The following is a 23,253-nucleotide window of genomic DNA, read 5'->3' on the forward strand; positions in this document are numbered from 1 at the left end:
TCAAAGAGAACTTTCCGGAAGCATGCTTCCGGCGGGTTGGTCACACAGCCGCTTTCCCATCGCAACGAAGGGGGAAAGCCGCTTCAAGAGCTGCTCGAAATTATCGAATGGTTTCAGCGCCGAGGCCCGACCCATATTGATGATGGCAACCGCCATCATGTCGGTGTCGATCGCGAAGGGCTCGTCCTGCGCACCATTTTCCTTCTCGCCGACGAAATAGACCAGCTTGTCCGCGAGACTCGGCGCGCAGAGCAAAAGGCCTTTTTCCGCCACGAAAGGCCAGTCGCGTTCACCCTGCATTCTCTGGATTTTCTGGCTACGAAAATCCCCCATCTCGGGGATGAGATTGCCCGCCGGCACGACCGCCGCCGCAACACCCATGTTTGCCGAAAGCATAACCGCCGCCAGCATCAGTGCGCCACGGCGGCGGCAGCGGCCTCGTCGATGAGGCGTCCGGTGCGGAAACGATCGAGCGTCAGCCCCGCCGCCAGACGGTGCGGTTCGCCGCGCGCGATGAGATGCGCAAACAGATTGGCCGAGCCCGGTGTCGCCTTGAAACCACCCGTGCCCCAACCGCAATTGACAAAGAGATTTGGCACCGGCGTCACACTCTGAATGGCGGAGCGATCGGGTGTGTTGTCGGTAATGCCGCCCCATTGGCGCATCATCTTGACGCGGCGGAAAATCGGGAACAGCTCGCAGATGGCGTCAAGCGTATGCGTGATGATCTGCAGGCCGCCAGTCTGGGAGTAGGAATTATACTGGTCGGTGCCAGCACCGATGACCAGCTCGCCCTTGTCCGACTGGGAGATATAGGCATGCACCGTATTGGACATGACGACACAGGGGAAGATCGGCTTCAGCGGCTCTGATACCAGCGCCTGCAACGGGTTGGAATGCAGAGGCACACGCACATCCGCCATTTTCATCAGAACGGAGGAGTGACCGGCGGCGGAAACGCCGATTTTCTTTGCGCCAATGAAACCGCGATTGGTCTCGACGCCCGTGACCGCGCCATCAGGTCCGCGCCTGATGGCCGTGACTTCGCAATTCTGGATAATGTGCACGCCGCGATCGGAAGCCGCACGCGCATAGCCCCAGGCCACCGCATCGTGACGCGCCGTGCCGCCGCGCCGCTGGAGGGCAGCACCGTTGATCGGATAACGCGCATTGCCGGAAATCTCGAGTGGCGGGCAATAGGCCTTGGCCTGTTCCGGCGTCAGCCATTCATTGTCGATGCCATAGAGACGGTTGGCATTGATATGGCGCTTGAAGGACTGCTGGTCGTGAATGTTGTGCGACAGCATCATAACGCCGCGCGCCGAATACATGACGTTGTAATTGAGATCCTGGCTCAACCCTTCCCATAATTTCAGGGAATGCTCGTAGATATCCATGCTCTCTTCATAGAGATAATTGGAGCGGATGATGGTGGTGTTGCGGCCGGTATTGCCACCGCCTAGCCAGCCCTTTTCCAGCACCGCTATATTGGTAATGCCGTGTTCCTTGGCAAGATAATAGGCGGCCCCAAGACCGTGGCCGCCGCCACCGATGATGATGACGTCATATTCCTTGCGCGGCTCGGGCGACGCCCATTGCGCATCCCACCCCTTATGACCCCGCAACGCCTCGCGCGCCACGGCAAAAACGGAATATTTGCGCATTCGCAGTCTGCTCCTCAAGAACCGGCCAGAAGCCGAAAGCATAGCTCCGGCACATATTATACACATGGCAAATCGGCATCGGAGGCAATATCCATTTTGCGACGCCGCAATGCTTTTGTTTCGACATTGCAGGCAGAATGCCGGGGTAGCTGGATTTTGGCTGTTGAATATGCGGTACCGTATGGACTTGCTGCAAATGTTCTGATATTGCACGTCACCAATCGCTAGGCTCGACGGCCGAACGAACGATTTTATTTGCGTGCGAATGCCTTTATTCTCACAGCAAGACAACCAAACAAAAGGAACGGGTTTCACGTGCAGGTACTAGTCCGCGACAATAACGTTGATCAGGCGCTTCGCGCTCTCAAGAAAAAGATGCAGCGCGAAGGCATTTTCCGTGAAATGAAAATGCGCGATTATTACGAAAAGCCTTCCCAGAAGCGCGCCCGCGAAAAGGCTGAAGCTGTTCGTCGCGTTCGCAAGCTGGCACGCAAGCGCGCACAGCGCGAAGGTCTGGTTGCAGCTCCGCGCGCAGGCCGTTAATAGGCCGTCTTTTGGACGTTTTTGAATGCTTGTTGGGCGGGGGCGATCAATTCGCCGCCGCTCTTTGTGTTTGTGGCCGGAGAATTATCTTGAGACCGGCCTGCGAGGGAACCCCCACCGAATGACCGCTGTTGATGCCTGTGTTGTGAAAAACTCCGATGCCTCCACGCGCCGGGTGCTCCTGAAAAACAACAAGAGATTCCGTGTTTCCCTTGTCGTCTGTACCGTCCTTGCCGGTCTTTCCGGCTGCGCTACGTCCAACCAGACTGACGATGTCTTCAGGATCGACCGTGCCCAGGGCTCGCAGGAAAACATTGCCTCGCTCACCTCGGTCATCAACGCCAATCCGCAGGATCCGGAAGGCTATAACGTTCGTGGCTCCGCTTACGGCCGCGCCGGCGATTCGCGCCGCGCCATCGAGGATTTCAACAAGGCGCTGCAACTGAACCCGCGCTTTTATCAGGCCTATGCCAACCGCGCGCTCGTGTATCGCAATTCCGGCCAGCAGCAGCAGGCCTTGCAGGATTACAACGCCGCTTTGCAGATCAATGCGAGCTATGACGTAGCCCTGATCGGCCGTGGCAATCTTTACCGCCAGTCCGGCCGCGTCAACGAAGCTTTCAACGACTTCTCCCGCGCCATCGAACTCGAAACCACCGATGGCCGCGCGTGGCACAATCGTGGCCTGATCTACCAGCTGCGCAACCAGCATGCCCAAGCGATCGAGGACTTCTCCAAGGCCATCTCGCTGTCCTCAACCTCGCCGGAACCCTATAACGGCCGTGGCCTTTCCTATGTCGCGCTGAACGACGACGAAAACGCTTTCGCCGATTTCAACCACGCCATTTCGCTTGATGGCAACGTCGCAGAATCATGGGCCAACCAGGCACTGGTCTATGAGCGCCGCGGCGAGATGGCGAAAGCCGCAAAGTCCTATTCGCATGCGGCACGGCTTGATCCGAAATATAAGCCCGCGCTCGACGGCATTGCCCGCACGCGCGGTGCCGGCGCATCCTGATCAAAAACAGATATGAACAGAAAAGCCGGCGGTGCGACACCTGCCGGCTTTTTTTTGGGAAACGCTTAAAGCCTCAATGGCTGTCGCGGCGCGCCTCGGGCGTGGCATCCCCCGCCCACAACTCCGCCTGCACCGCATTTTGAAACTCCATGACCTCGCGCCGCATGGCGGCGTCCTCATAGCCGAGGCCCGTCAGATAGGCGGCCAGTTCACGGCACTCCCTGCGCCAGAAATCATTCGCCTCCACACCATGCAGCCGGTCGAGCATGGTTGCGCACCGTTTTACGTTGGCAATACGGTTCTTTGCCGGAAAGGCGATTACTTCCGAATTCGTCGTCACGCGGGCACCTTGCTCTTCGAGGAATCAATACCGACTTTTTAAAGGCTGGATGGTTAACGAAGTCTGCTACGCAGGAGAGAAGGCCGCTAACGCCTTGCAGGGACGGGTTCTGCAGCCTGTCAGACGAAAGAATCTGCGCTGCCGGAGGACACCGATTCGGGCAAATCGCCGATTACCAAGGAATTTACCAATCAAGATTACCGAAATTTCATGCCGTGGGAGATAGAAGAAGTATATGTGTGTTGAAACAACACCGGTCTCATCGTATATTCTTGCAAAGAAAAAAAATGCCGCAGCGCAGCCAAAAACGGAGAAATCGTTCTCGGGAGGAGAGCACCATGTATGCACCTCGTGTATTTTTCAGCATGATTGGTGCATTGCTTGCCTTTGCGGTCGCTACATATTTCATCCACGGGTCGTTCTATACGGCATTCATCCAGACCCTCATCTGCGCCGTCATTCTGCAAACCGGTTATTTTATTGCACTCCTGGTTCTGGTCGCCCGGGAGAAACGGCGGATGCGCGAAACCTTCGCGCTTGATCGCAGCGCCGAGATCATGACGCCGGACACGGTAAGCAGCGCCCCGCCACATGGCGCGAAACTGACCGATATGTGACCTCTCACGCACATTCTTTTATTGCGCCGCAAAAAAATCACTTGCATCCACACCCCTGACACTTTCTGCTGACCAAATCCTGACGGTTCGTCACAGCAGAAGGACAACACATGGTGAGCGGTTCACAGCCCATTTGCGTCATCATCGCTGCGAAAAATGCATCCGATACGATAGATATCGCCATCCGCTCCGCCCTTGTGGAGCCGGAGGTCGCCGAAGTCATGGTGATCGACGATGGCTCCACCGATACGACCAGCGATGTCGCACATGCGGCGGATGACGGTACCGGCCGTTTGCGGGTCGTGCGATTCGACGTCAATCGTGGCCCTTCGGCCGCCCGCAACCATGCGATCTCGATTTCATCCGCACCGCTCATCAGCATTCTCGACGCGGACGACTTTTTTTTCAAAGGCCGTTTTGCCGCCATGCTGGAAAATGACGACTGGGATCTGGTGGCCGACAATATCGCCTTCATCCAGCAATCGGTTCCGGGCGCGTCGTCCATGCAGCCGGCCCGCTTCGAACCACAGGCCCGGTTTCTGTCGCTGACGGAGTTCGTGGAAGGCAATATTTCCAGACCCGGCGTGGAACGCGGGGAAACCGGCTTTCTGAAACCGGTGATCCGCCGCGCCTTTCTGGACAAACATGCGTTGCGGTACGACGAGCGTCTGCGTCTCGGCGAAGACTACGAACTTTATACCCGCGCGCTTGCCGCCGGTGCCCGTTACAAGGTCATCCGTCATTGCGGTTATGGGGCGATTGTCCGCGGCAATTCGTTGAGCGGCCGTCACAGCACGGAAGATCTTCGCCGTCTATACGAAGCGGACAAGGATATTCTCACCAGCTGCAAGCTGTCGGCCAGCGAGACGGCGATCCTGCTCGAGCACGAAAAACACATCCGCGCGAAATTCGAGCTTCGCCATTTTCTCGATGCGAAAAAGCAGAAAGGGATGGGCGGCGCTTTGAGCCACGCTCTTGCGCGTCTGCCTGCCCTGCCGGCCATCACGCGCGGCATCTGGACCGACAAGACCGCCCGTTTTCGCAAACCGGCGCCGGTTCGGGATATTCGTTATCTGCTGGACGGCACGCCGGTTTCCTGAGGGAAAACCTCCAGCCGCGAGGATGATGGCAAGTTCGATATTCTCTCATTCTTCGTGCCGGACTAGATCCGGCATCCAGTCATGGCGCGTCTGCGCCATGAAGAGAGTCTTTTGCGATCAAGGACTTGAGCGCGCTGGACCCCGGACCCAGGCCGGGGTGACTGTGTCCGAAATTGCTGAGGCAACCCGCCTTCAGAGATAATCACGTTTGACCGTTTCCAGAACAGCGGAAAAACGCTCCTTGCGTTCCTCCAGCCTGCCATCCGGGCTGAGACGCGGTTCGGCACGGCTTGCCTGCCACAGCGCCAGCGTGGAAGGTGCTGCCAGCACCTGCTTGGCCAGTTTGCGCAGCGACAGGGATTGGCTTGCCTGCGGCCGCACCAGCACATCGCCCTCAAGCGCCGGACCGGATCCCGCCTCGGCAATGACGGGGGCTGGCGGCGGCGGGAAGCTCATACCCCAGAAACGCGACCCCTTTTTCGCCGCCTCGGCGCGGGTGGAGACTGGCACGTAACGCGGCTGATACTCCACACCGACCGTGCCTGCCCAATCGCTCCACTTGAAACTGTTGATCGAGGGAGATGTGCTCACCGCCACCCATGGCACGCGGAACGCATCGGCAAGAATGGCGCCATGCATGGATTCGGCCACGATAAATTCAGATTGGGCGATGGCGCGGATGACCGACATCGCCTCGCCGCGCGGATCGAGATAGGTCAGTCCCGCCGGTTCGCAAACCGTTTCCCACATGCCGAATTCCGCCGATTCCCAATGGGGAACGAAGGTTTTCTTGTAGAGTTTCGGCAGGCCTTTGAACTCTGGCATCTCGGTCACCATCACGGCGGGATCGACAATGCCCTTTTCGGGAGAAAGTCCCAATTTGGCTGCGGTTTTTTCGCCGCGCACGCAGCGAATGTCCCAAAATCCGGTGCTTGTATCCGGCACCGCGCCGTAGCCATAACCGCTGCCGATCACAAGCTTGCGCTGCTTTGCGGGCAACAATGTATCATTGAGAACCGTGCCGACACCGACGAGCATCACATCGTCATGCACGTCCCGCAGCCCGGGCAGCAGAAAGTCCCACAGCCACAGATTGAGATCGTCGCCAAAATTTCCGTGATGCGATTCCCAGTGGTAAGGTTTCATGAAGTCACTCCTGGGTGAAAAACATATAAATTCTTGCAGGCAAGAATTCGATCATCTTGTCCGCACTATTTTGCCTGCGCCGAGCTCAAAAGCCGCTCGCAGGAGTGCCGGATCGCGCATCGCCCACTTCAGCAGCAGTCCGAATTCGGGCACCTTGCGCCGTTTCAGATTGCCGGCCTGGCTCCAGAGCGCCTGTTTGCGCGCCGTATTTTTATAGGAAGCGATCGAGGCCACATCGTCCGGCCGCCGCGAAAATCGCCCCTCCAGCGTATCGAGCGCAACCCAGGTATTGAACTGCTGGCGCAGGAATTCCGGCGAGGTATTGTCGATGCTGTGGAAGATATTGACGCCCATTCCGCGCATGGCACCGGCATCGTCACACAGAAGCGTGCGCTTGGATGCGAGGATGGAATCGCAGAAAAACAGCACATCTTCCGCCGCAAGCCGGAGCGCCGGATCGAAGCGTATCTTTTCAAAAAGCGGGCGGCCGATCACCATGCAGGAGAGATGCAAGAAGCTCCAGTTGCGCAGCATCACGCTCGCCAGATCCGGCAGCTCGATCACCAGAGGCCGCTCGGAAAGCCTTGCGGCGCCCTCGTTCTTCTCCAGCTCGGAAATGGCGAAATGATAATAAAATTCGTCACTTGCCTGCATGGATGCCCAATAGCACTCACCGCCAAATGTCTTCAGCGCGAAGGCCGCATTCTGGAGATGATCGGGCGTCCAGATGTCGTCCGAGTCAAGAAATGCGACGTAATCGCTGCCAGCAGGAACGTGGTCGAGACCGGTATTGCGCGCACCACCCGGCCCGCCATTGGCCTGCTTAATGACGAGAATCCGCTCTTTCTGCGCTTGCGAAAGTTCTGCAAGCTCATTGTCTATCGGATATGGCGATTCGTCATCGACGATGACAAGATCGAAATCCTGGTAAGTCTGCGCAAAAACCGATGCGAGCGCACGTCCAAGAATTCCGTGCTGCTTTTGGTAATAGGGAATGACGACAGTAAATCTTGCCATTGTTTCGCCCCTTGCGTTGATCAAGAAGTGTCGGGCCCGATCCTAAAAGCGGCCCCGATGGTATCGGCAACTCCCCACCGGCGTTCCTCCCCGCCGGCCTCCAGAAACAGGATGCTTGTATGCCCCCAGCTCCAAATGTAAAGACCATCACCACGAATGTCGGCTGGAGCGTCTTGTCTAAGACAGGGACATTCGGGCTTAAATTTGTCACCGTTCCCATTCTTGCACGACTGCTGACACCGGAAGAATTTGGTGTGGTTGCAGTCGGCTTAACGGTTGTACAATTCCTGACCATGATTGCCGGAGCGGGGCTCACCTCGGCGCTGATCGTCGAGAAAGAAGAGGATATGGATACAATCCATACCGTTTTCTGGGCAAATCTGGCAATTTCCTGCACCATGGCCGCCGCGCTCTACATTTTCGCGGAGTTCTTCGGTGGGCTTCTGGGTGCGGTGGAAAGTGCCTATCTGCTGCGTATCATGGCCTTTCTCATTCCGTTGCAACTTGCGGGTGATGTCGCCTATTCACTGCTAGCCCGGCGCATGAACTTCAGTCAGGACGCGCTGTGGAGCATGGCGTCTGAAAGCATCGCGGCGGTTGTCGCCGTGGCTATGGCGCTTCTCGGCTTCGGCGTCTGGGCGCTCATCATCCAGCTTTTCGCCGCCGCACTCATCAGGCTTGTCGGGCTATATGCCGTTTCCCGCTATTGCCCGCGTTTCGTCATGAAACCGCACCGTCTGGTGCCGCTTCTCGGTTTCAGCTCCGGCCTGATGGGATCGGAAATCGCCAATTTCGTCACCTTCCAGTCGCCGATGGTGGTGATCGCCCGGCATCTCGGCCTTGCCGATGCGGGCGCCTATTCCGCCTCCAACCGTTTTGCCAGCATTCCCAATCAGGTCGTCCTGTCGGCCGTCATGGGCGTGCTGTTTCCCGCCTTCAGCCGTATGATGGACGATCCGCAGCGCCGGCGTGATGCCTTGATGTTCAGCACGCAGGTTCTGACCGTGCTGCTTGCGCCGATGATGTTCGGCCTCTGGGCGGTGGCCGAACCGGCCATGCTGGTAATTTTCGGGCAGAACTGGGCTTATGCTTGGCCGGTTCTCGGTCTCCTTGCCCTCTCGAAAGCCATTCTGACCCCATGCAGCACCTTTATCCCCTATCTCAAGGGTGCCGGCTATGGGCGTGTGCTGTTCTGGTCGGCCACGATCCGCGCCATCGTCACCACGGTTGCCGTCTGGGCTGCAGCCGTCTACGGCAGCCTGATCGACGCGATGATTTGGCTCTGCATCGTCAATGCGGTGACGCTGGTTGCCTACTCATGGGCCGTGTTCAAGGCAAGCGATACACCCTTTTTCAGCGGCCTCTATGTCAGCAGCAGACCGATGATTGCAGCGCTGGTCATGGCCGTTTCGGTGCGTTACCTGCTTCACGTCCTTGCCGAACGCATCCCCAACGCAACGCTTCAGGTCCTCGTTGGCGCCGCAGTCGGCGGTATCATCTATGCGGTGCTGATTTTGCTGACGGAACGCGCCCTGCTTGGAAAAATCCTCGGGATGGTCAAATCGCGGCGAATGCGTGAAAACGCAACCCAAGGTTAGCGGCTCGTCACTGAAAGCGCCTCATTTCGGCCGTTAACAGGTCTCACCCGTCACGGATATGTGTTCCGTGACGGCATGGCAAAACCATTTTTTTGCGATGCAATATCGCGTACGATGATAATAACGCTTCCTCTGGCGATTTTTAGCGACGACTTAAATCTAGGAAAAATTAAATATTTTCAGTTGCTTAATTTTTTTAAGTCGCACGGAATGCCGGAACGCCAGACAATCACCCGCAATATCTAAGCTTGTGTTTTTCCCGCGTCGCCACATTTTACCCTAAAGTCGAAACCAGACTTACGAGTGCGGGCTTAAGTTCGCTCTGGTTGCAACGCGGCGTGGGTGGACGCCGCCCAATAGGGGTGACTGATGTGACTGTCGATCAGAACCTATCCTCCCGTATCAATTTGATGCGTATATTGCTGATCTCTGGAATCGTGTTCGTCCATGTGCCGCACGATGCCGAAACCAGCCCTTTTCTTGGCCTTTACGGCTTCTTCGACTGGCTGCGTGTTTTTCTGGGCGACGCCCTGTTTCGCATCGGTGTGCCCTGTCTCAGCGCGATATCCGGCTATCTGCTGTTTCGTCGCGGCATGAGCGGGTTCGATTATCCGGCGACGATCCGTTCGAAGTCGAAAACGGTGCTGCTGCCCTTCCTGCTGTGGAATGGCGCGTTGTTTGCCGCAATTTTGCTTATCCAGCTGTTTGACGTTGGTGTGGGTTATTTCCCGGACCTCTGGAACGCCAGCCCGCGTGAAATCATCAGCCATGGAACGGCGCTCGAAGAACTGCCGGTAAACGTGCCGCTTTATTTCCTGCGCGACCTGTTCGTCTGCATCCTGCTGTCGCCGGTGCTTGCATTTCTCATGCGCCGCTTTGCGCTGCCAACGCTCGCTATCCTGCTCTTCATAACCGCCATGCCTGATCTGACGATCTTCATCGTCCAGAAGAAATCGATCCTGTTCAGCTTCTCACTGGGCATCGCACTTGCGCTGCACCGCGTCGATGTCAAGGCACTCGATCCCTACGCCTTCCCGATCATGGCGCTGACCTTTGTCGCTGCGGCCATGCTGGCAACAGGCCTTTATTTCACCGGCCCGGAGTTCACATTCTGGCTGAACATGTCTCGCAACTTGCTCGCTGTTTTCGGCGCGCTCGGTTTCTGGGCGTCGTCGGCGCTTTTGATCCGCAGCAGGCTCGGCAAGCGGCTTTCCGAAACCGGAAGCCTCAGCTTCTGGATATTCTGCGCTCACTATCCGTTGCTCGTCATCATGTGGATGGTCTGGAACAAGGGCGGACCCGATTTCTACCCCGCCTTCTATGTCATCGCCACACTGTCCGCCTTTGTCATTCTGGTGGTGAGCAATGCACAAACCCGCAAATACCTGCCGGCCGTCTATGCCGTGCTGACCGGAAGCCGGAACGGCAAACGCAAGACAACGTCCGAATTCGCTGCAAAACGGGCCTCCATGATCGGCCCGCCCACATCCGAAACACTTTATTCGCAACGACAGAGGTGAACCAATGACAACATTTGTCACCCGCGTTCAGACACGCATTCTTCTCGCCGCCGCCCTGCTGGCTACACCCTTCACGACACCGAGCCAGGCACAAGAAGGCAACGGCGCATCGTTCATCGAGAATTTCGATCAGATGGACCGGTCGTTCTGGTACGTCTCCGACGGCTGGAACAATGGTGCGCATCAGAACTGCACCTGGTCGAAGAAATTGGCCACGGTGGAAAACGGCCAGCTGACGCTTGGTTTTGAGGAAGCAAAGTCCGGCGACCGCAACTTCGCGTGCGGTGAAATCCAGACCAAGGGGCGTTATCGCTACGGCACCTATGAAGCACGGATGAAAGCCGCTACCGGCTCCGGGCTGAACTCCGCCTTCTTCACCTATATCGGCCCGACCGACAAAAAGCCCCATGATGAAATCGATTTCGAGGTTTTGGGCAAGAATACGGGCAAGGTACAGCTGAACCAGTATATTTCCGCCAAGGGCGGCAATGAGAAACTGGTGCCGGTAGAAGGCGGAGCAGATGCTGGCTTCAACGATTACGCCTTCGTGTGGGAGCCTCAGCGCCTGCGTTACTACGTCAACGGCAAGCTCGTTCACGGGGGAAGTCACGGATGAGACCAAGATTCCGCAGAACGCCCAGAAGATTTTCTTCAGCCTATGGGGAACCGACACGTTGAAGGACTGGATGGGTGCCTTTTCCTATTCCGGCGCAACACAGATGATTGTTGACCGCTTCGCCTTCACGGCCCTCGGCGACAAATGCCAGTTTCCCGAATCCATCGCCTGCGCCCTTAACTGATTGACTTTTTAAACCTGAGCCTCGGCGTCCTTGACGCATGAAACCAACCGGAACCCATGCATGATCCATGTTCTTTATCTCGCGCATGATCTGTCGGACCCCGCCATTCGCCGGCGGGTGTTGACCTTGCTTGCGGGCGGCGCGCGGGTCACGCTGGCGGGCTTCCGGCGCGGACAGAACCGGCTTGCAGAGATCGAGGGCGTGGTGCCGGTCATTCTCGGAGAAACCGCCGATGGGCAGTTTCTTCAGCGCATGGCAGCCGTCGCCAAGGCCAGCCTCTCGCTCGGCAAAACATTACGCGGCACCCCCACGCCCGACGTCATTCTTGCCAGAAACCTGGAAATGCTGGCTCTCGCAAAACGGGCCATGTCGCTTTACGACCGCCAGCCGGCACTGGTTTACGAATGTCTCGACATTCACCGCCTGCTTCTCAATGAGGGCAAGCCGGGGCAGCTTCTCAATGCGGCCCAGCGCTATTTCGCCCGGGATGCCAAGCTGCTGGTGACGAGTTCTCCGGCTTTCGTCGAGCATTATTTCAAACCCGTTTCCGGCCTGAACCTTCCCGTGCTGTTGCAGGAAAACAGGGTGCTGGCGCTTGATGCCGCTGTAGCAGCCAACCCACAACCGCGCCCACCTGCCCCCGGCGAGCCCTGGAAAATCGGCTGGTTCGGCGCGCTTCGCTGCCGCAAATCGCTCGAAATCCTCGCCGATTTTGCAAAGCGCATGGATGGCAAGGTCGAAATCGTCCTGCGCGGCCGGCCGGCCTATTCGGAATTTGCGGATTTCGATGGTTTCGTGGCTGCCGCGCCGCATGTCCATTTCCACGGGGCCTACAAAAACCCTGAAGATCTGGCCACCATCTATAATGAAGTGCAGTTCACCTGGGCGATCGACTTCTTCGAGGAAGGCCAGAATTCAAGCTGGCTGCTGCCCAATCGGCTCTATGAGGGATGCCTTTACGGCACCCTGCCGATTGCACTTGCAGGCACGGAAACGGCTCGTTTCATCGAAAAGCGCAATATCGGTTTTGTTCTGCAAAATGCCGGTGCAGATGATCTGGCCGCTCTTTTCAACACTATGACTCCACAAACGTATACGGACGCCTTCGACGCCCTCTCGGCACTCGACAAGAAACAATGGCTGACCGACCGCGACGATTGCCGTCAGCTGGTCCAGCAATTGTCCTCTCTTACAAAATCCGCTTCCGGCCATGCCCGTGAAGCTGCGTTTTCACCCGTGTAGTGCGTAGGGGGCAAATCATGGAAGGTCTTGGTCATTCCGGCATCAAAACTCTGATCGTCATTCCCTGCCTCAACGAGGCAAAGACGATCGAGGCGTTGCTGCGAAAATTCACCGGCGCGATGGATGGACGTATTTTCCGCATCGTTGTTGCCGATGGCGGCAGTACGGACGGCACGCGCGACATCGTTTCCGCCTTCGCCGTAACGAATGACCGCGTTACGCTCCTTCCCAATCCCAAGCGCATCCAGAGCGCCGGCATAAACCTGGCCGTATCCACTTTCGGCGAGGATTTCGACTACCTCATCCGCATCGACGCCCATGGCGATTATCCGGATGATTATTGCCAGCGGCTGATTGAGGACGCGGATCGCACCGGCGCGGATTCCGTCGTGGTCGCCATGGATACGGTCGGGCACGGCCTGTTCCAGAAGGCGACGGCGATTGCGCAAAATTCCAAACTCGGCAATGGCGGCTCCAAGCACCGCGAAGGCGCCAAGGGACACTGGATCGACCATGGCCACCACGCGCTGATGCGGATCGCCGCCTTCGACGCGGTCGGTGGTTACGATGAAAGCTTCAGCCACAACGAGGATGCCGAACTGGATTTCCGGCTGCGCAAATCCGGTTTCCGTATCTGGATGACCGACAAGACCCGCATGACCTATTATCCGCGCGCCAGCGTCATGCCGCTGTTCAGGCAATATCTCGCCTATGGCCGTGGCCGGGCAAAGAACCTGCTGAAACATCGCTCGATCCCGAAGATCCGCCAGATGATTCCGCTGGCTGTCCTGCCGGTCTTCGTGCTTGCCCTGCTGTCGCTTGTGCATTGGGCAGCACTTATTCCGCTCGGCCTCTGGATCGCCGCATGTGTGGGTTATGGCTTGTGGATGGCAATAGGTCAGAAAAACCCATACGGCCCGCTCGCCGCCTTTTCCGCAATGGTGATGCATCTGGCGTGGTCCACCGGCTTCTGGCTGGAACTCCTGAAATTCCGGGGAAAAAAGGCTGTCTCATGACCGACCTCATCGTCACCGAACCACACAATTCAAAGACCGTCGATATCGGCATCTGTACCTACAGACGTCCGGCGCTGGTCGCCACACTTCTGTCACTCTTCGAACTGGAAGTGCCCGAAGGCGTGACAGTTCGCCTGATCGTTGCCGACAATGATGAGGAACCGAGTGCCAAGGCAAGTGTGGATCGGCTGCGTGAAACTTCGCCTTTCGAGATCGCCTATGTCCATTGCCCGAAATCGAATATCTCGATTGCCCGCAACGCCTGCCTCTCTGAATGCCGGGCGGACTATCTGGCCTTTATCGACGATGATGAGACCGCCCCGCCGCACTGGCTCGCCGCACTTCTGGAGAAGGCAGGCGAAACCGGTGCGGATGTCGTTCTTGGCCCAGTGACGGCGGTTTACCGTGAAAATGCGCCGGGCTGGATGAAACGTGGCGATTTTCACTCGACCGTGCCAGTCTGGGTGAATGGCGAGATCATCACCGGCTACACCTGCAACACGCTTCTCAAGATGGAAGCCCCATCGGTGAAGGACCGGCGTTTTGCGCTGGCGCTCGGCCAGAGCGGCGGTGAGGACACGCATTTCTTCTCGCATCTCCATTCTTCGGGCGGTCGCATCGTCTTTGCGCAAAAGGCCGTGCTCTCCGAGCCGGTGCCGGAAAACCGCGCCCGTTTCATGTGGCTTGCCAAACGTCGCTTCCGCTCCGGCCAGACCCATGGCCGTGTGCTTGCCGAAAAGAAACCCGGCGCAAGACGCGTGATGCAGGTGCTGAAGGCAGGATCGAAAGTTCTCTATTGCGCCGTCTTTGCCGCGCTGAACGGTTTCAACGCCGTGCGCCGCAACCGCTATGCCCTGCGCGGCGCCTTGCATCTCGGCTCGGTAAGCGGCGCCTTCGGAGTGCGCGAAATCCGCCAATACGGCGCGGTGGAGGCAACCTGATGGAGAACCTTAACCCTCAGCCCGATATCAGCTTCGTCATTGCCGCCTATAATGCCGCAGAGACGATCGAAGCCGCCATTCAAAGTGCGCTTGACCAGCAGGGCGTGACGCTGGAGGTGATCGTCGTGGACGACCGCTCCGCCGACGAGACGATCTCGCTCGTCGAGGCCATTGCGGCCAACGATCCGCGTGTCCGGCTGCTTGCCCTTGAACAGAACCTCGGACCGGGAGGCGCGCGCAATGCCGGTATCGACGCAGCAACCGGACGCTTTATCGCCGTTCTCGATTCGGACGACGTCATCCGCCCTGACCGTTCCGCCTGCATGATGTGCCGGGCAGATGCGGCGAATGCGGTGATCGCTGTCGACAATCTCGACGTCGCCTATACGGACGGCAGGCCGATGGAAACGATGTTCGCAGAGGAGTTTCTGGAGGAAAGACCCGTCCTTACCCTTGAGGACTTCATTTCCTCCAACATCCTTTTCCGCTCCACCTTCAACTTTGGCTACATGAAGCCGATGTTCCGGCGCGATTTCCTAAATAGTGAAGGATTGCGTTTTCGCGAGGACATCCGCATCGGCGAGGATTACATCCTGCTTGCCTCGGCGCTTGCCGCCGGCGGCCTTTGCGTCATCGAGCCGAAACCGGGCTACATCTATAATATTCGCGAGGGTTCGATCTCGCGCGTCCTTGAAATCCACCACGTCGAAGGAATGATGCGGGCGGACCAGGAGTTTCTGAGCCACTACGCGCTGTTGCCCGCCGCCATGGATGCGCAGCAGGCCAGAAGCCGTAGCCTGCAACTGGCCCGTAACTTCCTGACATTGGTGGAAGACATCAAGCGGCGCTCGATTATCGGCGCGCTGAAGACAACGATCAGAGATCCCGCCGTGCTGGGGCATTTGAGAATGCCCATTGCCGTGCGGCTGAAGAGGTTGCGGAACGCGATGTTTGCGCCCGCGGCAAATACTGGGGTGAAAAGGCAGATTTCGTAAAATTTGTGAACGGACAAATCTGTGCGCGAAAAATCTGCAAGCGGACTGGGGACAGATCAAACGTTGATGAAGGAGAACGCGATGGACCTGAACAAAACTGTCAGAAAAGCCGTCATTCCCGTAGCCGGCAACGGCACGCGGTTTTTGCCCGCCACCAAGGCGATGCCGAAGGAAATGCTCACGATCGTCGACCGGCCGGTCGTGCAATATGCCGTTGATGAGGCCATGCAGGCCGGCATCGAGCACATTATTTTCGTAACCAGCCGTAACAAGACCGCCATCGAAGACTATTTCGACAGCGCGCCCGAGCTTATCAACACGCTCACCCGCTCCGGCAAGACGGTGCAGGTGCTGCAGCTTGAAAAGATGCTGCCAGTCGCGGGCACAGTCAGCTACACCCGCCAGCAGGTGCCGCTCGGCCTCGGCCACGCGGTTTGGTGCGCGCGCGAACTGGTGGGCAAGGAGCCTTTTGCGCTGCTTTTGCCTGATATGGTTTCCTATGGCGCACGCGGCTGCATTGCCGGGTTGATGGAACTCTACGACGAAGTCGGCGGCAATATCCTCGGTGTTGAGGAATGCCTGCCGGAAGAAGTGTCATCCTACGGCGTCGTTGGTGTCGGCCAGAAGGTCAATCACGGCTTTGCGGTGACCGAAATGGTCGAGAAGCCGGAACCATCCAGGGCGCCTTCGAATTATTACCTGAACGGCCGTTATATTCTGCAGCCGGAAATCTTCGACATTCTCGCCAAACAGGAGCGTGGCGCGGGCAACGAAATCCAGTTGACTGACGGCATGAAGCGGCTCGCTGAAAAGCAGGCCTTCCATGCGCAGAAGTACAGCGGTCGCACATTCGACTGCGGCAGCAAGCAGGGCTTCATCGCCGCCAATGTCGCTTTCTCGCTGATGCGTGCCGACATGGAGGCGCAGGTTCTCGCTTCCGTCAAGGAACTCGTTGCAAACCATGAAAGCCGCGTTCAGGCGGCCTGACTTTAATCGTGCTGCCGGGGAGGCGGTCGGCACATCAATAACGGGGGGCGGGAAGCCGAGCGTTGCTCGGCTTCCCGCGTACCATTTTTAATTCACAAGGTAGGTCCATGCACCACAAGACCTTTAAATCCAGCATCGGTTTTCCGGATCCCGGCAAGGATGCCGACACATTTATTGACCTCGATCGCCTCTGGGCAGCCGTGGTGCGCCGCGCCAATGTCATTGCCGCCTCGGTCATCGCCGCTGTGGTTCTGGCCGGCCTTTATCTGGTGCTTGCAACCCCCGTTTACACCGCGATGACTCAGGTGCTTCTGGATGAAAGCCTTTCCCGTTACGCGGAAGAGGAATCGCCGGTACCTGCCGCCCAGATCGTCGACAACCGTATCGCCAGTGCCGTGGAAATTCTGAAATCCAAGGAAATGGCGCTGACCGTGGTCGACAAGGCCAAGCTCGACGAGAACGACACCATCGTCAATCCGTCGCTGTCGCCGGTCGATCTCGTGAAATCCTCCGTGCGCGGTATCGTCGATCTCATCCTGCCCGGAGATCCGCCGGCCTCCGAAGCGGCAATCCGCGCCGGACGCCGCGAAAAGGCAGCCGCCGTGCTGCAACAATCGCTGATCGTAGAGCGTGTCGGCCGCAGTTCGGTCATCGCCATTTCCACCCGTTCGACAGATCGGCAGCTTGCCGCGCTCATCGCCAAGACCTATGCGCAGGCCTATCTGACCGAACAGCTGAACGCCAATTTCGACGCCAGCGAGCGCGCTTCCGTGTGGCTTCAGGAGCGCATGAGCGACCTGAACCAGCGTGCGCAGGCCGCCCAGCTTGCCGTCGAAAAATTCAAGACGGACAATAATATCGTTTCTTCGCGTGGCGAGCTGATGTCGGAAGGCCAGTTGGCCGATCTCAACGGCCAGCTGATTGCCGCGCAGGCGGATGTCGCGACGGCTGCTGCACGTTATGGCCAATACAAATCCATCATCGACCGGGGACCGGATGCAGCCGTTGACAATGCAGTCGTTTCCGCACGGGATGCCGACAACTCGGTCATTCAGGACCTTCGCAAACGCTACATCACGATCTCTGACCGATTGCAGGGCGTCGTCCAGCAATTCGGCGCCGACCACCCTCAGGCGGTAGCGCTGGAGAGTGAGAAGAAAGAGATTGCAAGGCAGATCTTCCAGGAACTGCAGCAGGTTACGGGCAGCCTGAAGAACGAATACGACGTCTCCAATTCCCGTGTGCAATCGCTTCGCGACAATATCGACCGCGTGGCGGGCCGCAATTCGCAGGCCAATATCACCATGGTGCAATTGCGTGAGCTGGAGCAGCGGGCAACCGCTCTGCGCACACTCTACCAGTCCTACCTCGGCCGCTTCGAAGAAGCATCCCAGAAGCAGTCGCTGCCGATCGCCAAGGCCCGCATCATCTCCGAAGCTGGTCTGCCGACAGCTCCGTCCAGCCCGAAAAAGACCATGACCATGGCGCTTTCCGTCATTCTCGGCCTTATGCTGGGCGGAGGCATTGCAGCGCTTCTTGAGTTCCGGGATCGCTTTTTCCACACCGGCAACGATGTGCGCGACAATCTGCGCATGCGTTTTCTGGGCTACCTGCCCTTTATCGGGGAACGGGGTGCAGAAACCGCAAAGTCGGGTACCCCTGCCGCCACCCCCGGCAGCGAGAGCACGACCATCGACGAAAACGGTCAGGTCTCGTTCCAGAAAATGCTACGCCTTGCCGTCGACAGCCCGCGCTCAAGCTTTGCCGAGACGCTGCGCAACGTGAAGCTGACGGCTGATGTCGTTATCCAGGAACGCCAGTGCCGGGTAATCGGCGTCATCTCGTGCCTGCCGAACGAGGGTAAATCGGTCGTGGCGCTCAATCTCGCCGGTCTGATTGCCTCCACCGGCAAGCGCACGCTTGTGGTGGATGCCGACATCCGCAACCCCGGCCTCAGCCGCATGCTGACAACGCGGCAATCCGCCGGTCTGGTGGAGGTCGTGCTTGACGAGATACCGTGGACGCAGGCAGTGAAGGTCGATACCCGCACGAAAATGGGCATCCTGCCGGTTTCCACCAGCAACCAGTTTGCCCATTCAAGCGAGCTTCTTGCCTCCTCCGGCATGCGCAAATTCATCGAATCGGCGCGTGAGGCCTGCGACTACATCATTGTCGACCTTGCACCCGTCGTTCCCGTCATCGACGCAAAAGCCTTCGCACCGCAGGTCGATGGTTTCGTCTTCGTGACGGAATGGGGCAAGACGCCGATCCAGATGGTGCAGAACCTGATGGCCAACGAACCGCAGATTGCCAACAAGACGTTGGGTATCGTGCTCAACAAGACCGATATGACGGAATTGCAGCGTTATGCAGGCCCCGGTGGCTCTGAGCACTATCACGAGACATTCGCGGCCTATTACGGCGACGCCAAACCGCCGGTGAAGGAAAACGCCTGAATGGTGTAGCGGCCCGGTGCAAACCGGGCCGCTGTTTTTCGCAACTCAAATTTTGCCATCCAGCCTATGGCGTTGCCCGCAAAATTACGCATTGATGGCGACCAACCAATCGCCAGCAAGCAGGACCAGTTTCATGCCATCACCCATCGCCCTTGTTTCGCGGATGAATGCGCAAGCGGAGGCCATCTGGAAGCAAGCGCTTCGCGACGCCATGCCGGAAGAGGAAATCCTCTCCTTTTCCGAATTGAGCGGGGAGCAGAAACGCGCGGTGGACTTCGCCATCGTCGCCAATCCCGATCCAGCCGATATTGCAGCCTTGCCGGGTCTTTCGTGGATTCACAGCCTGTGGGCAGGTGTCGAACGGCTCGTTCTGGAACTGGGAGACAAGGCGCCGCCGATCGTCAGGCTGAAAGACCCGGAGCTTTCACGCGTGATGGCGGAAGCCGTGCTGGCATGGACCTATTACCTGCAACGCGACATGCCGGCCTATCGCGAAAACCAGCAAAAAGCCCTCTGGCAGGAACTCGATTATCGGCATCCGGGCGAGATGACCATCGGCCTCCTCGGCCTCGGCGCGCTCGGAACGGCTGCGGCGCAACGCCTGCTTCATGCAGGCTTCAACGTTTCCGGCTGGAGCCGCTCGGCCAAGGCAATCGAGGGAGTGGCAACGCTGACGGGCGATGACGGGCTGGAGGACTTGCTGGAAAAAAGCGACATTCTCGTCTGTCTGGTGCCGCTGACCGATGCGACGCGCGGCCTTCTGAATGCCGACCGTCTCGGCGCCATGAAAAAGGGAGCCGCACTCATCAATTTCGCCCGCGGAGCCGTCGTCGTCGCCGATGACCTGATCGCGGCGCTTGATTCCGGCCAGCTTTCGCATGCGGTTCTCGATGTCTTCGAACAGGAGCCGCTACCTCCCGCCTCCGCATTCTGGCAGCACCCGAAAGTGACCGTCCTGCCACATATTTCCGCGCCGACAAGCCGTGAAAGTTCAGCGAAAATAGTGGCAGGCAATGTCAAGACATGGCGTGAAACAGGTACGCTGCCGGAAACGGTCGATATGACGCGCGGTTATTGAGACACGATGGCGGGCGGTTTATTCGCCCGCTATCCTGTTTGCCGTATGGGCCAGTTCGACAGCTGAGACGATCTGCTGTTCGTCATAGGGCTTGGTCAAAAGCACTGCCGTTTCCGGCGCCCCGTTCGGCAGTTGGTTGTCTCCCGTGGCAAACACGATGGCTAGTCCCGGTTTCCGGCGCAATGCCTCAACCGCCAGCTCGCCGCCCTTCATGTCCGGCAGGCCTATGTCGGTAACGAGAACATCGATCTCTTCCGTCTCGATCGCCTTTAGCGCCTGCACAGCATTTCCGGCCTCGACGACGGCAAAGCCGTTATCGGCCAGCATCTCGGTCGAATTCATCCGGATCAACTCGTCATCCTCAACCAGAAGCACGCAAACCGATCTGGTCTCGTCTCCGACGACCTGCGCGGGTTCGGGGGTTTTGGAATGACGCGGTGATGATACCGGCCTCGTCTTGGCGAGAGAAACCTGCTTGCGATTGGCGATGACATGGCGGATGCGCCGCGCCAGCGCTTCGCGCGTGTAAGGCTTGGAGAGCAGTTCCACCCCGGAATCCAGCTTGCCGCCATGCACGATGGAGTTTTCCGTATAACCGGATGTGAAGAGAACGGCGAGATTAGGCAACCTTTCCTGCGCACGGCGCGCCATTTCCCGGCTTTTCAAAGGTCCCGGCATCACCACATCGGTGAAGATGACGTCAATCGGAATACCGCTCTCGACCACCGTCAAACCAGCCTGCGCATCGCGGGCAGTGAGCACGCGGTAACCGAGATCGCTCAGTGTCTCGACGACGGTGCTGCGCACCTCCTCGTCATCCTCCACCACAAGGATCGTTTCCGTGCCACCCTCGACGGGGCCGGTCGGTATCACCACTTCCCTGTCCTCGTCGGCGGCGGATCGCGGTAGATACATCTTCACCGTCGTGCCCTGCCCCACCTCGCTATAGATGTTGACATGGCCACTGGACTGTTTTGCAAAACCGTAAACCATCGAAAGGCCGAGACCGGTGCCCTTGCCTTCCGGTTTCGTCGAAAAGAACGGCTCGAACACCTTTTCCAGAATGTCCGGCGACATGCCCGATCCGGTATCGGTAACAGCCAGCATGACATATTGCCCCGGCGAAACTTCCGAATGCTTGCGCGCGTAATCGCGATCGAGAACCGCATTGCCGACCTCGATTGTCAGCTTGCCGTGCCCTTCCATGGCATCACGCGCATTGATCGCCAGATTAAGGAGAGCGTTTTCCACCTGGTTTGGGTCGGCATAGGTGTTCCACAGGCCGCCGGAGGTGATGACCTCAACCTCGATCGCCTCACCAAGCGAACGGCGCAGGAGATCGTCCATGCCGGTAACGAACCGGGAGATGTTGATAACGCGAGGTTCCAGCGCCTGACGGCGGCCAAAGGCCAGAAGCTGGCTTGCAAGCTTGGCACCGCGATGAACGCCGGCCAGCGCATTTTCCAGCCGCCGTTCGGCACGCTCGTTGCCAATCACGTCCTTTGACAGCAATTGCAGATTGCCCGCGATTACCTGAAGAAGATTGTTGAAATCATGCGCGACGCCACCGGTCAACTGGCCGATGGATTCCATTTTCTGCGCCTGCTGCAACGCTCTTTCGGTCTGGCGGCGCTCGGCGATTTCCGTCTCGACCCGCGCTTCCAGCCCTTCATTCAATTGGCGAAGCTGCTCTTCCGCTCTTATGCGGTGGCGAATCTCGCGTTCCAGATTGCTGGCATGTTCTTTAAGCGTGTTCTCGGCCAGCCGCTGTTCGGTGATATCCGTGTGGACACCGACCCATTCCGCAATATCACCGGAATTGTCGAAAATCGGAACGCCACGGATCGCAAATGTGCGGTAGACGCCGTCATGGCGGCGAACGCGATGCTCCCAAATATAGGTCGCCCGCGCGGAAACGGCTTTTGTCCAGCTTTCCAGCGAATGGTCCCTGTCTTCGGGATGAACCGCTTCGACCCAGCCGAACCCCTGATACTCGTCGAAGCTCTGCCCGGTAAGTGCACCCCACGCAGGCTGCTCACCCAGCATCATGCCGTCGGCGGTGTTGGTCCAAAGCACGCCGTGGACCGCATCAACAGCGGCGCGGAAACGGTTATTGCTAAGCACGATTTCGTGCTCGGAACGTTTCCGGTCCTCGATATCGATGATCAGCACATAAATGCCGTCAACCGAGCCATCGGCGATATAGCGGGGAACATAACGGATTTCGGCGGCTCGCTTGCTGCCATCCGGTCTGCTGATCACCGTATCCGAAACGATCTTTTCGCCGCCGAGCGCACGATCGAGATAGGCCCTGCGCGAACTGAAGAACGCGTCTCCAACAATTTCCGGAACGCTGCGGCCGATCACCTCCTCGGCGCTGCGGCCGAACCACTCCAGATAACCGTCATTGGCGAATTTATAGACATAGTCGCGATCGACATATCCCACCAGGATCGGCAGGGCATTGGTAAGCCGGCTCAGCTCCTTGCGGCTCTGCTCCAGCGCTTCCACGGCCTTCACCTTTTCGGTGTTTTCAAGCACCGTGCACAGGACGCCGTCCACCGCGCCGCAATCATTGTAGATCGGCGTATAGAACAGATCGAAGATCACCTCTTCCGGCTGACCGTGCCGCATCAGCGTCATCGGCTGGTCGCGATAAGCCATGACCTCGCCACGAAAGCCGGCCTCCAGAATGCGGCTGTTCCAGTCCCAGATCTCGGGCCAGATACCTGGCACCGTTCCGCCCAGCGCCCGCGGGTGATAATTGCCGGCAATTTCCGCATAGCCGTCATTGTAGATCATCACATGATCCGCACCCCACATCAGCACCTGCGGAATGGGAGAGTTGACGACGGAATTGGCCTTCTGCCTCAAATTCTGCGGCCAGTCGCTAATCGGACCGAGCGATGTCTTCGACCAGTCGAAGCCACGCACAAGCTCACCCGTTTCACCGCCGCCGATCGGCCATACCGGGGCAGCACGAAGATTGGTCATTCAATATCACCACAAAAAAGAGACGAAATTTTCCGTAGTACAGAACGGAATAAATGTCCAAGAAAACAGAAACTTCTGCTTGTTGTTCACGGCTTTTCAGAAGCGCGACCGGCAAGACTGGGGAATTCGCACGCCGCAAATTTCGCAGAAGCACCCCACAAGCGTGATGATTGATTGACGA

19 protein-coding genes and 1 pseudogene are annotated in these 23,253 nt (G+C 58.1%); 14 read left to right on the forward strand and 6 right to left on the reverse strand.

Annotation, left to right across the window (positions count from 1 at the left end):
- Both QE432_RS03480 and QE432_RS03485 read right to left on the reverse strand, forming a co-directional pair.
- Nucleotides 1-411 carry a hypothetical protein gene (locus tag QE432_RS03480; protein WP_004431784.1) on the reverse strand — a complete coding sequence of 137 codons (411 nt, stop codon included), beginning with the start codon at nucleotides 409-411 and terminating at the stop codon, nucleotides 1-3.
- Nucleotides 411-1,664, reverse strand: coding sequence for a sarcosine oxidase subunit beta family protein (locus QE432_RS03485; protein WP_004431781.1), 1,254 nt, complete (start codon nucleotides 1,662-1,664; stop codon nucleotides 411-413). Before QE432_RS03485 ends, QE432_RS03480 begins: the two co-directional genes overlap by 1 nt.
- 315 nt (nucleotides 1,665-1,979) lie before the next feature.
- Between QE432_RS03485 and rpsU the strand changes: the two genes are divergently transcribed.
- Together rpsU and QE432_RS03495 are read left to right on the forward strand one after the other, a co-directional pair.
- Nucleotides 1,980-2,207, forward strand: a complete 228-nt coding sequence (gene rpsU, locus QE432_RS03490; RefSeq protein ID WP_003498359.1) for a 30S ribosomal protein S21 — start codon at nucleotides 1,980-1,982, stop codon at nucleotides 2,205-2,207.
- Nucleotides 2,208-2,328: 121 nt separating this feature from the next.
- Nucleotides 2,329-3,225 carry a tetratricopeptide repeat protein gene (locus tag QE432_RS03495; RefSeq protein WP_004431770.1) on the forward strand — a complete coding sequence of 299 codons (897 nt, stop codon included), beginning with the start codon at nucleotides 2,329-2,331 and terminating at the stop codon, nucleotides 3,223-3,225.
- 73 nt (nucleotides 3,226-3,298) lie between these two features.
- Here QE432_RS03495 and QE432_RS03500 read toward each other — a convergent pair whose 3' ends face one another.
- On the reverse strand, nucleotides 3,299-3,565 hold the full coding sequence (locus QE432_RS03500) for a DUF6074 family protein (RefSeq protein ID WP_004431768.1): 267 nt from the start codon (nucleotides 3,563-3,565) through the stop codon (nucleotides 3,299-3,301).
- 338 nt (nucleotides 3,566-3,903) lie between these two features.
- Here QE432_RS03500 and QE432_RS03505 point away from each other — a divergent pair, with 338 nt between their 5' ends.
- Nucleotides 3,904-4,182: an exopolysaccharide production repressor protein gene (locus tag QE432_RS03505; protein ID WP_019566541.1), complete on the forward strand. Its 279-nt coding sequence runs from the start codon at nucleotides 3,904-3,906 to the stop codon at nucleotides 4,180-4,182.
- A 110-nt stretch (nucleotides 4,183-4,292) separates the two neighbouring features.
- The gene (locus QE432_RS03510) at nucleotides 4,293-5,282 is read left to right on the forward strand and encodes a glycosyltransferase family 2 protein (RefSeq protein ID WP_065663237.1); all 990 of its coding nucleotides are present in this window, start codon (nucleotides 4,293-4,295) and stop codon (nucleotides 5,280-5,282) included.
- Nucleotides 5,283-5,474: 192 nt separating this feature from the next.
- On the opposite strand, the gene QE432_RS03515 is transcribed toward QE432_RS03510, so the two are convergent.
- On the reverse strand, nucleotides 5,475-6,428 hold the full coding sequence (locus QE432_RS03515) for a polysaccharide pyruvyl transferase family protein (protein ID WP_111802033.1): 954 nt from the start codon (nucleotides 6,426-6,428) through the stop codon (nucleotides 5,475-5,477).
- 51 nt (nucleotides 6,429-6,479) lie between these two features.
- On the reverse strand, nucleotides 6,480-7,445 hold the full coding sequence (locus QE432_RS03520; protein ID WP_004431756.1) for a glycosyltransferase family 2 protein: 966 nt from the start codon (nucleotides 7,443-7,445) through the stop codon (nucleotides 6,480-6,482).
- A gap of 119 nt (nucleotides 7,446-7,564) precedes the next feature.
- Between QE432_RS03520 and QE432_RS03525 the strand changes: the two genes are divergently transcribed.
- The 10 genes and pseudogenes from QE432_RS03525 (at nucleotide 7,565) to QE432_RS03570 (ending at nucleotide 20,078) form a co-directional block, all read left to right on the forward strand.
- A complete protein-coding gene (locus tag QE432_RS03525) occupies nucleotides 7,565-9,043 on the forward strand; it encodes a lipopolysaccharide biosynthesis protein (protein WP_111802034.1) in 1,479 nt (492 codons plus the stop codon).
- Nucleotides 9,044-9,414: 371 nt separating this feature from the next.
- The gene (locus QE432_RS03530; protein ID WP_004431750.1) at nucleotides 9,415-10,563 is read left to right on the forward strand and encodes an acyltransferase family protein; all 1,149 of its coding nucleotides are present in this window, start codon (nucleotides 9,415-9,417) and stop codon (nucleotides 10,561-10,563) included.
- Nucleotides 10,564-10,567: 4 nt separating this feature from the next.
- Nucleotides 10,568-11,363: pseudogene (locus QE432_RS03535) on the forward strand (family 16 glycosylhydrolase).
- Nucleotides 11,364-11,423: 60 nt separating this feature from the next.
- The gene (locus QE432_RS03540) at nucleotides 11,424-12,605 is read left to right on the forward strand and encodes a glycosyl transferase family 1 (RefSeq protein WP_111802035.1); all 1,182 of its coding nucleotides are present in this window, start codon (nucleotides 11,424-11,426) and stop codon (nucleotides 12,603-12,605) included.
- A 17-nt stretch (nucleotides 12,606-12,622) separates the two neighbouring features.
- On the forward strand, nucleotides 12,623-13,621 hold the full coding sequence (locus QE432_RS03545; RefSeq protein WP_111802036.1) for a glycosyltransferase family 2 protein: 999 nt from the start codon (nucleotides 12,623-12,625) through the stop codon (nucleotides 13,619-13,621).
- Nucleotides 13,618-14,562 carry a glycosyltransferase family 2 protein gene (locus tag QE432_RS03550; RefSeq protein WP_076844566.1) on the forward strand — a complete coding sequence of 315 codons (945 nt, stop codon included), beginning with the start codon at nucleotides 13,618-13,620 and terminating at the stop codon, nucleotides 14,560-14,562. Before QE432_RS03545 ends, QE432_RS03550 begins: the two co-directional genes overlap by 4 nt.
- The gene (locus QE432_RS03555; RefSeq protein WP_065658720.1) at nucleotides 14,562-15,557 is read left to right on the forward strand and encodes a glycosyltransferase family 2 protein; all 996 of its coding nucleotides are present in this window, start codon (nucleotides 14,562-14,564) and stop codon (nucleotides 15,555-15,557) included. The genes QE432_RS03550 and QE432_RS03555 overlap by 1 nt, the downstream gene beginning before the upstream one ends.
- Nucleotides 15,558-15,638: 81 nt before the next feature.
- Nucleotides 15,639-16,544 carry a UTP--glucose-1-phosphate uridylyltransferase gene (locus tag QE432_RS03560; protein WP_004431732.1) on the forward strand — a complete coding sequence of 302 codons (906 nt, stop codon included), beginning with the start codon at nucleotides 15,639-15,641 and terminating at the stop codon, nucleotides 16,542-16,544.
- A gap of 107 nt (nucleotides 16,545-16,651) precedes the next feature.
- Nucleotides 16,652-19,000 (forward strand): polysaccharide biosynthesis tyrosine autokinase, encoded by a 2,349-nt coding sequence (locus tag QE432_RS03565; RefSeq protein WP_004431729.1) that lies wholly within the window; start codon nucleotides 16,652-16,654, stop codon nucleotides 18,998-19,000.
- A gap of 133 nt (nucleotides 19,001-19,133) precedes the next feature.
- Complete coding sequence (locus QE432_RS03570; RefSeq protein WP_111802074.1) at nucleotides 19,134-20,078, forward strand: 2-hydroxyacid dehydrogenase; 945 nt, start codon at nucleotides 19,134-19,136, stop codon at nucleotides 20,076-20,078.
- Between the two features lie 18 nt (nucleotides 20,079-20,096).
- Here the strand turns inward: QE432_RS03570 and QE432_RS03575 are convergent, their stop codons facing one another.
- Nucleotides 20,097-23,072: a PAS domain-containing protein gene (locus tag QE432_RS03575; protein WP_174012213.1), complete on the reverse strand. Its 2,976-nt coding sequence runs from the start codon at nucleotides 23,070-23,072 to the stop codon at nucleotides 20,097-20,099.
- Nucleotides 23,073-23,253: the final 181 nt, after the last annotated feature.

Source organism: Agrobacterium sp. SORGH_AS_0745, from assembly GCF_030818995.1.
Lineage (GTDB): Bacteria > Pseudomonadota > Alphaproteobacteria > Rhizobiales > Rhizobiaceae > Agrobacterium > Agrobacterium tumefaciens.

What these genes read in the sequence shown, in the direction of transcription:
- QE432_RS03485 (WP_004431781.1), bottom strand. Translation starts at nt 1,664, where the DNA reads ATGCGCAAATATTCCGTTTTTGCCGTGGCGCGCGAGGCGTTGCGGGGT.
- QE432_RS03565 (WP_004431729.1), top strand. Translation starts at nt 16,652, where the DNA reads ATGCACCACAAGACCTTTAAATCCAGCATCGGTTTTCCGGATCCCGGC.
- QE432_RS03480 (WP_004431784.1), bottom strand. Translation starts at nt 411, where the DNA reads ATGCTGGCGGCGGTTATGCTTTCGGCAAACATGGGTGTTGCGGCGGCG.
- QE432_RS03515 (WP_111802033.1), bottom strand. Translation starts at nt 6,428, where the DNA reads ATGAAACCTTACCACTGGGAATCGCATCACGGAAATTTTGGCGACGAT.
- QE432_RS03550 (WP_076844566.1), top strand. Translation starts at nt 13,618, where the DNA reads ATGACCGACCTCATCGTCACCGAACCACACAATTCAAAGACCGTCGAT.
- QE432_RS03510 (WP_065663237.1), top strand. Translation starts at nt 4,293, where the DNA reads ATGGTGAGCGGTTCACAGCCCATTTGCGTCATCATCGCTGCGAAAAAT.
- QE432_RS03525 (WP_111802034.1), top strand. Translation starts at nt 7,565, where the DNA reads ATGCCCCCAGCTCCAAATGTAAAGACCATCACCACGAATGTCGGCTGG.
- QE432_RS03505 (WP_019566541.1), top strand. Translation starts at nt 3,904, where the DNA reads ATGTATGCACCTCGTGTATTTTTCAGCATGATTGGTGCATTGCTTGCC.
- QE432_RS03520 (WP_004431756.1), bottom strand. Translation starts at nt 7,445, where the DNA reads ATGGCAAGATTTACTGTCGTCATTCCCTATTACCAAAAGCAGCACGGA.
- QE432_RS03495 (WP_004431770.1), top strand. Translation starts at nt 2,329, where the DNA reads ATGACCGCTGTTGATGCCTGTGTTGTGAAAAACTCCGATGCCTCCACG.
- QE432_RS03540 (WP_111802035.1), top strand. Translation starts at nt 11,424, where the DNA reads ATGATCCATGTTCTTTATCTCGCGCATGATCTGTCGGACCCCGCCATT.
- QE432_RS03555 (WP_065658720.1), top strand. Translation starts at nt 14,562, where the DNA reads ATGGAGAACCTTAACCCTCAGCCCGATATCAGCTTCGTCATTGCCGCC.
- QE432_RS03570 (WP_111802074.1), top strand. Translation starts at nt 19,134, where the DNA reads ATGCCATCACCCATCGCCCTTGTTTCGCGGATGAATGCGCAAGCGGAG.
- QE432_RS03575 (WP_174012213.1), bottom strand. Translation starts at nt 23,072, where the DNA reads ATGACCAATCTTCGTGCTGCCCCGGTATGGCCGATCGGCGGCGGTGAA.
- QE432_RS03545 (WP_111802036.1), top strand. Translation starts at nt 12,623, where the DNA reads ATGGAAGGTCTTGGTCATTCCGGCATCAAAACTCTGATCGTCATTCCC.
- QE432_RS03560 (WP_004431732.1), top strand. Translation starts at nt 15,639, where the DNA reads ATGGACCTGAACAAAACTGTCAGAAAAGCCGTCATTCCCGTAGCCGGC.